At 65.5% G+C, this 13,043-nt stretch carries 15 protein-coding genes and 2 tRNA genes; 7 read left to right on the plus strand and 10 right to left on the minus strand.

The features are described 5' to 3' along the window. Nucleotides 1-7 precede the first annotated feature (7 nt). Nucleotides 8-1,345: a WS/DGAT/MGAT family O-acyltransferase gene (locus tag G6N59_RS14795; protein WP_138233008.1), complete on the plus strand. Its 1,338-nt coding sequence runs from the start codon at nt 8-10 to the stop codon at nt 1,343-1,345. Here G6N59_RS14795 and G6N59_RS14800 read toward each other — a convergent pair. The 4 genes from G6N59_RS14800 to G6N59_RS14815 form a co-directional block, all read right to left on the minus strand. After that, nucleotides 1,342-2,529, minus strand: a complete 1,188-nt coding sequence (locus G6N59_RS14800; protein WP_234884437.1) for an adenylate/guanylate cyclase domain-containing protein — start codon at nt 2,527-2,529, stop codon at nt 1,342-1,344. The genes G6N59_RS14795 and G6N59_RS14800 overlap by 4 nt on opposite strands. A 192-nt stretch (nt 2,530-2,721) precedes the next feature. Continuing rightward, nucleotides 2,722-4,077 carry a Fic family protein gene (locus G6N59_RS14805; RefSeq protein WP_234884456.1) on the minus strand — a complete coding sequence of 452 codons (1,356 nt, stop codon included), beginning with the start codon at nt 4,075-4,077 and terminating at the stop codon, nt 2,722-2,724. A 199-nt stretch (nt 4,078-4,276) separates the two neighbouring features. Beyond that, a tRNA-Arg gene (locus G6N59_RS14810) sits at nt 4,277-4,349 on the minus strand. Between the two features lie 24 nt (nt 4,350-4,373). Further along, a tRNA-Ser gene (locus G6N59_RS14815) sits at nt 4,374-4,465 on the minus strand. A 126-nt stretch (nt 4,466-4,591) separates the two neighbouring features. Between G6N59_RS14815 and hisC the strand changes: the two genes are divergently transcribed. Continuing rightward, on the plus strand, nt 4,592-5,650 hold the full coding sequence (hisC, locus tag G6N59_RS14820) for a histidinol-phosphate transaminase (protein ID WP_138233011.1): 1,059 nt from the start codon (nt 4,592-4,594) through the stop codon (nt 5,648-5,650). Here hisC and G6N59_RS14825 read toward each other — a convergent pair. Continuing rightward, nucleotides 5,628-6,182 carry a TIGR03086 family metal-binding protein gene (locus G6N59_RS14825; protein ID WP_138233012.1) on the minus strand — a complete coding sequence of 185 codons (555 nt, stop codon included), beginning with the start codon at nt 6,180-6,182 and terminating at the stop codon, nt 5,628-5,630. The two genes, hisC and G6N59_RS14825, sit on opposite strands and share 23 nt — an antisense overlap. A 44-nt stretch (nt 6,183-6,226) precedes the next feature. Here G6N59_RS14825 and G6N59_RS14830 point away from each other — a divergent pair, with 44 nt between their 5' ends. The 4 genes from G6N59_RS14830 (at nt 6,227) to G6N59_RS14845 (ending at nt 9,070) form a co-directional block, all read left to right on the plus strand. Beyond that, complete coding sequence (locus G6N59_RS14830) at nt 6,227-7,051, plus strand: crotonase/enoyl-CoA hydratase family protein (RefSeq protein WP_138233013.1); 825 nt, start codon at nt 6,227-6,229, stop codon at nt 7,049-7,051. An 11-nt stretch (nt 7,052-7,062) separates the two neighbouring features. Continuing rightward, nucleotides 7,063-7,959: an undecaprenyl-diphosphate phosphatase gene (locus tag G6N59_RS14835; protein WP_138233014.1), complete on the plus strand. Its 897-nt coding sequence runs from the start codon at nt 7,063-7,065 to the stop codon at nt 7,957-7,959. A gap of 114 nt (nt 7,960-8,073) precedes the next feature. Then, the gene (locus tag G6N59_RS14840) at nt 8,074-8,706 is read left to right on the plus strand and encodes a hypothetical protein (RefSeq protein WP_138233015.1); all 633 of its coding nucleotides are present in this window, start codon (nt 8,074-8,076) and stop codon (nt 8,704-8,706) included. Between the two features lie 52 nt (nt 8,707-8,758). Further along, nucleotides 8,759-9,070, plus strand: coding sequence for a hypothetical protein (locus tag G6N59_RS14845; protein WP_138233016.1), 312 nt, complete (start codon nt 8,759-8,761; stop codon nt 9,068-9,070). On the opposite strand, the gene G6N59_RS14850 is transcribed toward G6N59_RS14845, so the two are convergent. From G6N59_RS14850 to G6N59_RS14865, 4 genes are read right to left on the minus strand one after another with little or no spacing between them, the layout of a single operon-like run. Next, nucleotides 9,067-9,735: a sterol desaturase family protein gene (locus tag G6N59_RS14850; RefSeq protein WP_234884438.1), complete on the minus strand. Its 669-nt coding sequence runs from the start codon at nt 9,733-9,735 to the stop codon at nt 9,067-9,069. The genes G6N59_RS14845 and G6N59_RS14850 overlap by 4 nt on opposite strands. Then, nucleotides 9,732-10,457 (minus strand): FadR/GntR family transcriptional regulator, encoded by a 726-nt coding sequence (locus tag G6N59_RS14855; RefSeq protein WP_138233017.1) that lies wholly within the window; start codon nt 10,455-10,457, stop codon nt 9,732-9,734. Before G6N59_RS14855 ends, G6N59_RS14850 begins: the two co-directional genes overlap by 4 nt. Nucleotides 10,458-10,505: 48 nt before the next feature. Continuing rightward, nucleotides 10,506-10,991, minus strand: coding sequence for a PPOX class F420-dependent oxidoreductase (locus G6N59_RS14860; protein WP_138233018.1), 486 nt, complete (start codon nt 10,989-10,991; stop codon nt 10,506-10,508). Further along, a complete protein-coding gene (locus tag G6N59_RS14865; protein WP_138233019.1) occupies nt 10,992-11,303 on the minus strand; it encodes a YciI family protein in 312 nt (103 codons plus the stop codon). It abuts the gene before it with no gap. 81 nt (nt 11,304-11,384) lie between these two features. Here G6N59_RS14865 and G6N59_RS14870 point away from each other — a divergent pair, with 81 nt between their 5' ends. After that, the gene (locus G6N59_RS14870) at nt 11,385-11,897 is read left to right on the plus strand and encodes an OsmC family protein (protein ID WP_138233020.1); all 513 of its coding nucleotides are present in this window, start codon (nt 11,385-11,387) and stop codon (nt 11,895-11,897) included. A 237-nt stretch (nt 11,898-12,134) separates the two neighbouring features. Here G6N59_RS14870 and G6N59_RS14875 read toward each other — a convergent pair whose 3' ends face one another. Then, entirely contained in the window at nt 12,135-13,043 is a 909-nt protein-coding gene (locus G6N59_RS14875; protein ID WP_138233021.1) for an AraC family transcriptional regulator, read from the minus strand.

The raw sequence follows: 13,043 nt of genomic DNA on the forward strand, positions 1-13,043 counted from the left end.
TGCTGCCATGCGGTTGTTGAGTGCTGTCGACACCATGTTCTACCGGATGGAGTCCGACCGGACGCCGATGCACATCGGCGCCCTGCTGACGTTCCGGCTGCCGGACGGCGCCGGCCCCGGCTACGTTCGCAGCCTCTACGACGCGTTCTCCCGACTGTCGTTCCTGCCGTTCCCCTTCGACAGCGAGGTGGTCGACGGCCTGCTGCCCGAGTGGCGCACCGTCGCCCCCGACCCGGAGTACCACGTTCGACTGTCCGCGCTGCCGTATCCGGGCAGCGAGGCCGACCTGGGCACGCTGGTGGCCCGGTTACACGCGCACCCGCTCGACACGCGCCGGCCACTCTGGGAGGCGCACTTCATCGAGGGCCTGTGCGACGGTCGCTTCGCCATGTACTTCAAGGCCCACCATTGCGCGGTGGACGGCATGGGCGCGATCAACACCATCAAGAAGTGGCTGAGCACCGAGCCCGACCGCTACGTGCCGCTGTCCGAGGCCGGGCCGAAAGCCGAGGTGCCCGAACGCAACCGGGTGGCGTCGGTCGCGTACGAGCTGTGGAACCGGGCGGCAGACGGTGTCACCGGCTCGGCCGAGTTGGTGAAGAGTCTCGTCGGGATGATCGGGGGCGACAACAGCCATGTGGGCGCCACGCTGGGCACCCCGCGGGCGCCGTTCAACGCCACTCTCACGCCGCAGCGTCGGCTGGCGGTCGAGGTTCTCGAGCTTTCCCGCCTGAAGGCCATCGCCAAAGCCACGGAGACGACGGTCAATGACGTCACGCTTGCGGTGTGCGGCGCGGCCCTGCGCCGCTACCTCGATGAGCAGGGCGAGCTACCCGAGGAAACCCTGACCGCCTCGGTGCCGGTCGGTTGGGAGCGCGACGAGGACACGTTGAATGCCGCCGCCGGATTCGTCTGCCCTTTGGCGACAACGGAATCCGACCCGCTGGAACGGCTGGCGGTGATCAACGCCTCGACCACGCGCGGCAAGAAGGAACTGCTCGCGATGTCGCCGAACGCGTTGAACCACTACACATTGATGGGTCTGCTGCCACTGACCATCGGACAGAAGACCGGTGCCCTCACCAAGATTCCGCCGTTGTTCAACCTCACAGTGTCCAACGTGGTGCTGACCAAAGAGCCGCTATACCTCGGCGGCGCCCAGTTGGAGCTGATCGCCCCGGTCTCCTTCTTGTGCGACGGGTACGGCCTGAACATCACCGTGGTCGGCTACACCGACAAAGTCATCCTCGGGTTCGTCGGCTGCCGTGACACCATGCCTCACCTGCAGCGTCTCGCGGTCTACTCGCGCGAAGCGCTCGACGAACTCGAGCAGGCCGCCGGCTAGCGTCTGCCGACCAGATACCAGGTGTGCATCACGCCTTTGCCCTTGACCTCGACCGCGCCCCGCTCCTCGAGCACGAAGCTGTCCTTGAGACGCTCATAGACGTTCTGCGGCACCTGGATTCGGCCGACGACGTCGGTGGTCTCCATCCGCGCCGCGACATTGACCGCATCGCCCCACACGTCGTAGAAGAACTTGCGCGCACCGACCACACCGGCGACCACCGGGCCGGCCGCCAGGCCGATCCGCAACGGCACCGGCTGCCCTTTGGGATCCGTCAACGCGGCCACCACATCAACCATGTCCAGGGCCAAGGATGCGAGCGCCTCGAGATGATCGGGCCGCGGCTCCGGCACCCCGCTGACCACCATGTAGGAATCGCCACTGGTCTTGATCTTCTCCAGACCGTGTCGGTCGACCAGGGTGTCCAGTCCGGTGTACAGCTCGTCAAGAAACCGGACCAATTCGGTGGGGGTGGAATCGCTTGCGCGCTGGGTGAATCCGGCAACGTCGGCGAACAGCACGGAGGCATCCTCGTACCAGTCGGCAATGATGTCCCGGTGTGGAGCCTTCAACCGCTGTGCGATCTTCGCCGGCAGGATGTTGGCCAGCAACGACTCGGAGCGACCGTATTCAACCGCCAAAGCCGCTTCTGCGCGGTCGATTTCGCGCATCGCGTACCAGATGGTCGCGACCACCAGGACCCACGACGAAATCACCGCGGCAACGAACCCGACCGTCGTGACCCACTGCGGCTGCACCCCGGTATCGGCGGGCACCAGGAACTGCAGCGCGATGATGATGCCGGCACCTACTGCCGCCACCACCGAGGCGACGACGATGTGCTCGATCCCGAGCACCAGCACGATCAACGACGCGGCGACAAGGAAGTACAGCTGCTGGCCTGGTCCCCGCCCCACGTAGGCCGTCACGAGAGTCGTCAGGAAGTAGGCGATGCCGATGAAGGTCAACGGCGCGAGCAGCTCACCGAACCGGTACAACTTCGGGATCGCCAGATAGACCGGGGCGCACACGACGGCCAGGCTCCCGATCCAGATGCCGGCCTCGCCGGCGAACATCGACAACGCGCCGAGGAAGGCCGCAACAACCGCGCCGATTCGGGCGGCCACCGTCAACACCCGCCGACGGCGCTCCAGGCTCTCTGCGGACGTGGTCCCGGGCGACATGTCCGGCAGCGTATCGCTGAAGGCGCACGTCATCGGCCGCATCGAGAGGAACACTTAGGCGCTCGAATGACGCGACCATTGTCCCGCCCGACCCCGCACGTCGGGGACCATCCAGCTGCGGCAGGCGTGCCAAAGTCCAGCGAAAGTCAAAATTTGTTGGACCTTGACTTTTATGCCCTCCGGCGTGGGCTGTTACGGACCATCCCCCTTCTGGTTGGGGGTCCGCTCAAGCGCCGCCAGGAGATCCGATTTCGGCACCCAGGCAAATTGCCGCCCAATCTTCAAGCGTTCCAACAGCCCCCGCCGCTCCAAGTCGTACAAGTCATTGCGCGCCGTCTGCTTCGACACCGAGTGATAGTTCATATGCGACTCAGCGGTGTAGTAGTTGGACGAGTCCCGAGCAGCAGACTGCAACAGCGCTGCCTGGCGATGATTAAATCCTCCGAGGCCACCAGCCAGTAGCGACCGTGCATGTTGCAACTCGAGAGCCTTCTTGTGCAGGTACCCATCGAGCGAGAGCAGCGCCCGGCGGATGACCTCGAGGTGATAGATCAAGAAGTAGGTGAGATCCCCGTCGTCTTGTTCGGTGTAGACGAAGGACCGCGCATACCTGGATGGCGCATCCTTCAGAATCAGCGAGATGGCGAGATGCTCCGTGAGCCAATAGCCTTGTTTGAGCATGCTCCAGTAGAAGAGAGCGCGCGCGGTGCGACCGTTCCCATCCTCGAAGTAGTGGTCGTAGCCAGCCATAAAGTGAACCGTCAGCGCACGGACCACCGGAGGCACATACGGCATCGAGACCGGGTCTGCATTTGCGAAGTCGCACAACGCTTTTAGGCGACCCGGCAATTGATCTAGCGGGGGCGGCTGATGCAGCAACTCATCGTCTTCATCGAGAATCTTGACTCGGTCAGCCGGATCAGCGTTGGACTGAATTCGTCCAGCAGCTGAGGGATCATCAAGCGTGCCGTCAGTTACGATCCGATGCAATTCGCATATCCGCTCGGGTGTGAACGGTTGGTCTTTGACCTCACGCACGTATTGCATGGCCCGGTAGTTGTTGAGAATCATTTGTTGGCTGCGGTTTTTTGGCTCCTCCTGGTAGTTCAGCATCCGGCGAGCTTCCTTGCGAGTTGTGGATGCCCCCTCAAGTTGGCTGGAGCTGATCGCCTCCTCGATCAAAGACTGAACGACGTACCTGTCGCGCGACGCTCCCGATACGACGGCGTCAGGTAACGCAAGGTTTCCACTTGCGCGTTGTGCGACGTAGTCGAGCTCACGCAACACGGTGTCGGGCAACGTATAGCTGAACTGCCGACCATCGATCAGGTGCAGAGGTAACGGACGACGGTTGCCACGCCTCCGAAACTTGAGCCCAAGCCACCATTCCTCATGGGTTAGCCCCGCTGGCGGTTCCCTATACCTCAGCTTGTCCCATGCGAGGTATTCGTCGTCATCGCCGACATCGGCGAGCACCTCCAACAGCCGCTTCGGCCGCTCGGCAACCCTCTCCATGACGGCCGCAAAATCAGGCGGCGGCATCGGCATCTTCACAGCGAGCATCCTTTGGACTAGCCAAAGTCAAAATGGCTGACGTTTGACTTTTCGACCAGCGTACGCGCGAAAGTCCAACCAAAGTCAAATTATCTTTGACTTTGACTTTCTAACGGCGCTGCGACGATCCGCGATAGCTCGGCCCGAAACGACAACAGGCCCGAAGCTTCAGCTTCTGGCCTGTTGTTTGTTGTGCGCCCGAAGGGACTCGAACCCCTAACCTCCTGATCCGTAGTCAGGTGCTCTATCCATTGAGCTACGGGCGCATGGTTACAACTTATTAAGTTATGTGGCGGAGGCGAGAGGATTTGAACCTCCGGTCCCCTGTAAGGGGGACAACTCATTAGCAGTGAGTCCCATTCGGCCGCTCTGGCACGCCTCCTGAACGATCCGAGGTTACCGGACTCTTGCACCCCGGAACCGCCGAGGGCATACGGTACACAGTGAACACCGCGAAAGGCAAAGCGCGACGCCAGAGGGCCATCTGCCGGACACCTAGACTGTCCCGGTGACCGCCCGCCTGCGCCCCGAGATGGACGCTCTGCCCGCCTACACTCCCGGCCGCACCGTGCCCGGCGCCATCAAGATCGCCAGTAACGAGACCGTCGACGGACCGCTGCCCAGCGTGCGCGAAGCGATCGTCGCGGCGATGGACAACATCAACCGCTACCCGGACAACGGGTACGCGGCGCTGCGCGAGCGGCTGGCCAACTATGTCGGGTTCGCGCCCAACCAAATTTCGGTGGGCTGCGGGTCGGTGAGCCTGTGCCAACAGCTCATCCAGATCACCGCCTCGGTCGGCGACGAAGTGCTGTTCGCCTGGCGCAGCTTCGAGATCTACCCGCTACAGGTCCGTACCGCCGGCGCAACACCAGTCCCGGTACCGCTCACCGATCACGTGCACGACCTGGACGCCATGCTGGCCGCGATCACCGACCGCACCCGGCTCATCTTCGTCTGCAACCCCAACAACCCGACGTCGACGGTCGTCGACCCGGTCAAGCTGGCCGAGTTCGTCGCCAAAGTGCCGCCGCACATCCTGGTGGTCCTGGACGAGGCGTACGTCGAGTACGTTCGCGACGGCCTGCTGCCGGACAGCCTGACGCTGGTACGCAAGCACCCGAACGTCGTAGTTCTGCGCACCTTCTCGAAGGCCTACGGCCTGGCCGGACTGCGGATCGGCTACGCCGTCGCGCACGAGGACATCGTCACGGCCCTGGGCAAGGTGTACGTGCCGTTCACCGCGACCAGCGTCAGCCAGGCGGCGGCCGTCGCTTGCCTGGATGCCGCCGACGAGCTGCTGGCCCGCACCGATGCCGTGGTGGCCGAACGCTCCCGCGTGAGCTCCGCATTGCGGGACGCCGGCTTCGAACTCCCCGACTCGCAGGCCAACTTCGTCTGGCTGCCCTTGAGCCCGGCGGACACCGTCGACTTCGTCGACGCCGCTGCCGACAACAAATTGCTGGTCCGGCCCTATGGCCAGGAGGGTGTGCGCGTCACCGTCACGGTGCCGCAGGAGAACGACCTGTTCCTGGACTTCGCCGTCAGTTGGCGCGGCGGCCGGTAAAGCCGATCAATTGAGCCAGCGGGCCGGCGTCTGCGGGGACCTCGACGGGATCGTCGAACCCGACCGCGGCGCGAGCCGCCGGGCTGACGGCAGCCCGGGTCAGGCCGAGGACGTACTCGGCCAGGTCGTCGGAGGCATTCACCTGGCGGCCGACCGCCGTCGCGTAGTCCCACGCGTGCACCAGAAATTCCAGCGGCAGGATGCCGGCAATCTGCAGGGCGGGCATCTCCCCTGGCCCCGCCGTCACGGTGCCGTCGAGACCCCTGGCGCGCCACGCGGCAAGTGCCGGCCGCGCCGCGGCGCTCACCTGGTCGACGATTGGCGCGCCGGCATCGCGATCGGGCAATTGCGCGCCCGCGATCCCACCGATCACCGTGATCGAGTTCATCAGGTGATCAGTGAGGGCCGCCACATCGAACTCGCGGCATGGTGTCTGCCGCACTGCGTCGTCGGGCCCCAGACCTGAGAGCACCTGTTCGAGAACATCCAGACTGGCCTCGCCGGCCTCGATCACATCGGACGGAATGGTCATAGGCGAGACGCTACGCCCAGGTTCACCCGCTAGCCTTCCGATTCATGGGTGCTACCTACGAATCTCTAACCGTTGAGGTCAATGATCACGTCGCACAGGTGACGCTGACCGGCCCCGGCAAGGGCAACGCCATGGGCCCGGCCTTCTGGGCCGAGCTGCCGGTGGCCTTCGCCGCGCTCGACGCCGACCCGGATGTGCGGGCCATCGTGCTCACCGGATCAGGCCGCAACTTCAGCTACGGCCTCGATCTGGCCGCGATGGGCGGCACCCTGACGCCGATGATGGCCGACGGGGCGCTGGCCAAGGAGCGTGCCGATTTTCATACCAAGCTGCGGGCCATGCAGCAAGCGATCACCGCGGTCGCCGACTGTCGCACCCCGACCATCGCCTCTGTTCAGGGCTGGTGCATCGGCGGCGGCGTCGACCTGATCTCGGCGGTCGACATCCGCTACGCCAGCGCCGACGCGAAGTTCTCGGTGCGTGAGGTCAAGCTGGCCATCGTCGCCGACGTGGGCTCGCTGGCCCGGTTGCCGCTGATCCTGAACGACGGGCATCTGCGCGAATTGGCGTTGACGGGCAAGGACATCGACGCGGCACGCGCCGAGAAGATCGGTCTGGTGAACGACGTCTTCGCCGACGCCGAGGCGTCCCTGGCCGCCGCTCACGAGACCGCCCGCGAGATCGCCGCCAACCCGCCGTTGACCGTCCGCGGCGTCAAGGATGTGCTGGACGAGCAACGCACGGAACAGGTTTCGGCCAGCCTGCGATATGTCGCAGCGTGGAACTCGGCGTTCATCGCGTCGAAGGATCTGACCGAAGGCATCACCGCGATGTTCGAAAAGCGGCCGCCGCAGTTCAAGGGCGAGTAGGGCGAACCACCGTGAGCCTCAACTACATCGAAGCAATTGTCGTCGGCGCCTTCCAGGGCGTCACCGAGCTGTTCCCGGTGTCGAGCCTGGGCCACTCGATCCTGGTGCCGGCCCTGGTCGGTGGCCAGTGGGCCCAGGACTTGAGCATGACCGCCGAGAAATCGCCGTACCTGGCGTTCCTGGTCGCCGTGCACGTCGCGACCGCGGTCGCACTGCTCGTGTTCTTCTGGCGGGACTGGGTCGCGGTGATCGGCGGGTTGATCACGTCGATCAAGAACCGGCGGGTCAGCACCTCCGCCGAGCGCCTCGCGTGGCTGCTGATCCTGTCCACCATCCCCGTCGGAATCGCGGGCTTGGCGCTGGATCATGCGCTGCGCACGACGTTGGGCAAACCGGTGCCGGCAGCGGCGTTCCTGGCCATCAACGGCGTCGTTCTCTTTGTGGGCGAACGCCTTCGGCGTCGCACGGCCTCAGCGGTACCCGCTGCTGCGCACTCCGAAGGACTCAACGAATCCGACGAACGGCTGGCCCGGCTACCCATCCCGGAGGCCATGGGCATCGGTGCCGCGCAGATACTCGCGCTGTTGCCCGGCATCAGCCGCTCGGGCGCGACCATGGTCGCCGGCGTGCTGCGCGGACTGTCCCACGAAGACGCCGCACGGTTCTCGTTCCTGTTGGCGACCCCGGTGATCCTGGCCGCCGGCGCATTGAAGATTCCGGAGCTGTTCGGCCCGGCCGGCGACGGCATCGGCGGCCAGGTGCTGGCCGGTAGTGCCGCCGCGTTCATCGCGGCGTATCTGTCGGTGCGGTTCCTGGTGAAGTACTTCGAAACCCGCACGCTCACACCGTTCGCGATTTATTGCTTGGTGGCCGGCCTGGGCAGTTTGGCCTGGCTGACCCTGCACTGAGCGCGGGCGATCTCTTCGCCTGACGACGACATTGCCGTGGGCTGTAACCCGGCTGCCTATCTGTTAGTGGCAGCCAGCCCACGGCAATTCGTCTCAAGGTGAAAGAAATCCGAAGTGCCCCAACTCAATCACGTGCGCATCGCCACCATCGCGGTCGCGGGTATCGGCCTTACCTACCTCGCCGCCTGCTCCCGCGTCGATGCCGCCAAGCCCCTGCCCACTCTCACCACCTCCACCTCGCCGCCCGCAGCCGCCAAGCTGACCAGCGCGGACTTCATGTCCGTGTGCCAGGGCGCAACCCAATCACGCGCCACCGGCTACAACCCGGATGCGCTGTCCCACAAGACGATTCTGTTCATCCCGCTGAATCACGGACTCGTCGAGGACACCAGCACGCTGCCGTCCGACTGGACAGTGCAGTTCGACGCGAACCGCGACACCTACGCCGCCATCGACACCGTCGTGTGCGTTGAAACGAAAGACGAGCAGTCCGTCAAGGAATGCACCGGTTACGAGGACAACGGGCACTCCACTGCGAACAAGGTCGACCTGCGCGCCACCACCTACACCATCACGGTCCGGGTGGCCACCACCGGCAAGGAGCTCGCGACTACGGAGCTGTCCGGCACGGACACCACGTGTCCGATGTTCATGTCTTTCGACGACGACACGCAGACCAAGCCGTACAACGTGCCGCCCCCGAAGGACGACCTGATCGCCTTCATCAAGCAGTTCGTTCAGGCCTGACGCCGACATCCTCTGCAGCCCAACCGCGCTGTCGCGCAATCGGAGTATTCGCATGCCCACAATCAGCCAGGCGGTCGGCATCGTTGCCGCGGGCGCCCTCATCGCCGCGGCAACTGCCGTGACCGCAATGGCGGGTGCCGTTGGCGGTCCCGGCGGCTTCGGCAACGCTCAAGACACCATCAATGCGCTTCAGGCGCAAGGCTTCAACGTCCTCATCAACGGCGCCGTGGTCTATCCCCTGTCGGGATGCAAGGTCCTCGGAATCGAGGGCCTGCGCAACGACAACATCGACGGCTCCGGTGCCATCATCGACCGCACGAAAATGACCACGGTATGGGTGGACATCTCCTGTAAAGGCGGCTAGTTCAGGGTCCCGTGCAGATTCTTCGCCGTCGGGCTCGTCTCGACCGACGCGGGATCCGGGTAGGTGCCGAGCACCCGGTCGGACGTGCCCGACGTGGTGACCGAGAACCAGTAGTGCTCATTCTTGAAGTGGTGCAACCGATGTCCGCGCCACACCGCTCTGTACAACGTCGTCCGCGGCTTGTAGTCGGTGTGCACGAGGTAGTGAATCCACTCGTAGGTCATGAGGATCAGCGACTCGACCACGACGAACGACAGCGTGGCCGATACGGGCACGCCGACCGCAGCGCCGATGCCCAGCGGCAGCGCCACAATCGCCAGGATCAGCCATGGCAGCGTCGGCGTCGGAATGAACACCAGGTCGACGTCGCGCGGGTCCGCGTGGTGTCGGCGATGGTCGCGCGCGACGAGCGTGTCCACGGTGATCCGCCCCAGCTTCCGCGGCCGCCAGTGCAGGATGAAAACGTGAATCACCCACTCCACGAACGGAAATAGCAGCACCAGCGCCAGCGGGGCCCACAGGTCGGCCAGACTGATGCCACCGACCACCACGCGGGCGACGGCCGCCCCGACCACCAGCGCCAGAATCATCCACGGCGTCGGGTGCCGCCAGAACTCGCGGGCTGCCTGGCCGAGCGTCACGCCTCGGGTACCGGTGGTCGTCACTGCGCCTCCATCTGGTCGAGAAAATCCGTGAGTACCGCGGTGGCGCCACCGAGCACGACGGCCGCGGCCCGACGGGCTTTCGGCGCGGCGCCCGACGTCACTGCCGCCGCGAGCTTTCGGTAGGCGTCCACGGGTTCAGCGGCCGCAACGGCGTCGGCCACCACCGCGAGCATCGGCTCGTACACCCGGCGCATCCCGTTGAAGATCAATGTCATCGCGATCGAATCTGCCCCCACCACAAGACATTCCCAGAACGTGAGCGCGGCGAGTTGCTGCTCGGCGCCGGTCTGCGCGCGCTCGATGTCCACGAGCGCCCGGGTCAGCGGTCCGGTGAGCCCCTCCGCCGAGCGCGCCGCGGCCCGCTCCGCGATCCACGGCCCGAGGTACTCGCGCACCTCCAGCACGCTGCGCACTACCGACGGATTGACCATCGCCCCCTCGGGCGCGTCGACCAGCAGATGCGGCAGCAGGTCGAGCCCACCGGTGCGCATGATGTCGTTGACGACGGCGCCGTCACCCTGCCGCACCTCGAGATGTCCGGACGCAACGAGGCGCTGGATCGCCTCACGCACCACGGGCCGTGAAACTCCCAGCACCTCCGCCAGTTTTCGCTCACTCGGCAGGCGCGAGCCCGGCGGCGGGGCGCCCGCGACGAGCTGCTTGAGCAACTGGTCGTGCACCTCATCGGCAGCCGAGCGTCGCTTGATTGCCATCAGCTCCATGGCACGACCCTAACCTGATAGAGGTAAGAGGTCTAGTGGTATTACCAATTAATCTGGAGCGGGTGTGATCTCGATGTACGCCATCGGGATGTCGAACGCGGAGCTGCCCTTCTCGAGCGTTCGCTCGAACACCTTCATGGCCGGCGACCAGTTCGCGGCAATCGCGGCGTCGGCGCGGGCGTGCTCAGCCTCGGGCAGAATCCGCGCGATACCCGCGACCGGCTGCCCCTTCGGTCTGCCCCGCAGGTTGCACGGCACCACGACCACCCGTGGGTCGTTCCGAATCCGCTTGACCTTGCCCGTCGACGCATCGGTGCGCACGTACAGCTTGCCGTCGGCGACACCGTGGTTGATGGGGCTGGGCATGGCCTCACCAGAGCGCTTGAACGTGACGAGGACGATCTGTCGGGCCCGGTCGAAGCCCGTGAAATCCGACCCCGTCGGCTCCCCGATGCCGAAGGCCTCCCGGTGGCGTAACTTGTCCATGCCCCGAAACATCAACCGGCCCATGGCCGCGGCGAGATCACCAGCCATCTATTCGACCTCCGGCTCGACAGACAGCAGCCACGTCTTCACGGTCCATCCGGTCACCGCGCCGCCGACGACGAAGGGGTCGGCCCCCGCGAATCGCTCGGCCGCGTCCTTGTCTGTGAACACAGCCAGCGCACCAAACTCGCCCGGCACGGCGTCCTGAACCGGGCCGAGCATCAGCAGGACCCCCGGATGTGCCCGGCGATACCGATCGGCGTACTCCTGGTGTGCCGGAAACAATTCAGGCACCTTCGCGCGTCCCTCCTCCGTCGAGGAGTAGATCAGCAGGTAGCGCGGCAGCCACTGAGCCGTCATCACCGAAGCCTAATGCCGAAATTGGACTCATCGTGGGCACAACGGTCGGATTCCGGCGCCAGCCTCAATAGCGTCGCGCAGGTGACTGCTTCCGTGACTTCTCTCAACGCGATCACCGACGCCACCCGCGCGGCCGTCGCTGACAATCCGGCCGCCGCAGCGGTGGTGTTCAAGGCCTCCGCCCGGCCCGAAGGCACCGTCGGCAGTGAGATCACGCTCGGCAAATACCGCGTGTACGTCGATGAGCCACCCAGCCTCGGCGGGCAGCACACCGCACCCAACCCGGTCGAGTTCCACCTCGCGTCGCTGCTGTCCTGCCAGGTGGTGACCTATCGATTCTGGGCGGAGCGACTCGGCATCCAGGTCGACTCCCTGAGCGCCACCGCGGAAGGAGATCTCGATGTGCGCGGCTTCTTCGGCCTTGACGACAATGTCCGCCCCGGCTTCCAACAGATCCGGGTCACCGTCACGGTCACCGGCCCCGATACCGACGAGCGGTACCGCGAACTGCAAGATGCGGTGGACGCACACTGCCCGGTACTGGATCTGACAACTGGGGCGACGCCGGTCCATACCCAGCTGATCAAGGGATGACAACCCACCGGACGTGGCGGACCTAGGTCGCGTCCTTCGGGGCAGGGGGTCTGTCCCGCTCAGGATTGCGCTTGCGCGCTCATCGACGTACGTCGTGACCACATGCTGCTGGGCGCCGAAGACCACAGCGAATAGTGCGAGTGCCGGAAACGTCGTCGATGCCGAGCCTGTGCGGGAACAGCACGGCGGCGGGCGGGCAACAGACCCGATCGGGAACACGGTGTTAGTGCGCTCGGGCTAAACCAGAGGCTCCACCGCGTGCTGCTGGCGCCAGGCGATCGGCGGCATACCGTGATGGCGGCGGAACGCCGCGACGAACGAGTACGGCGAGCCGTAGCCCACGCGACTCGCGATCCCGGACAGTCCGAAGTCGGTGGTACGCAACAGGTCACGGGCGAGCGACATGCGGTGCTCCGTCAGGTATTGCAGCGGCGGCTGGCCCAATACCTCACCGAAGGTCCGCGCGAAGGCCGCGCGCGACAGCCCCGCCACCGCGGCCAACTCGTCCACCGTCCACGGCTGAGCGGGGTCGTCGTGCATGGCCTGCAACGCGTCACGCAGCCGCGGATCGGCCGCCGCGCGGTACCAACGCGGCGCGGTGGGACTGTTCCTGAAGTCGCTGCGCAGGGCGAGCACCAACAGCACGTCGAGGAGCCGGTCCAGCACGGTCTGCTGCCCCGCTTCGACCACCGCGAGTTCGCGGGACAGCAGGCTGATGACTTCCCGCAGCGGATCGTCAGCCGCCGAGGACAGGGTCAGCACCGTCGGGAGGGCATCGATCACCCCGCCGGTGACGTCGCCGGCGAACCGGTACGCGCCACACAGGAACACCGTGGAACCATGCTCCGGGTCGGTGGTCTGTGGCAGCCGCCTGCGGAACTCGTCCGGGTCCAGACATGGGGCGCCGGGCTCATGCGCCAGATGATGCGGCACCCCACCGCGCACCAAGGTGATCTCCCCCGGGATCAACTCGATCGCCTCGCTGGCGTCCTCACGCCACAGCCAGGCGCGACCGCGGGTCACCATGTGCACCGCCAACTCGATGGAACCGCCGAGCAACAATCCCCATGGCGGTGCCACCACGGTGCGGGCGAACACCGCGCCCGTGGCTCGAGCGCGCATCAGATGGTCGTAGAGCAGGTCCAC

It is taken from the genome of Mycolicibacterium aubagnense (assembly GCF_010730955.1).
Lineage (GTDB): Bacteria > Actinomycetota > Actinomycetes > Mycobacteriales > Mycobacteriaceae > Mycobacterium > Mycobacterium aubagnense.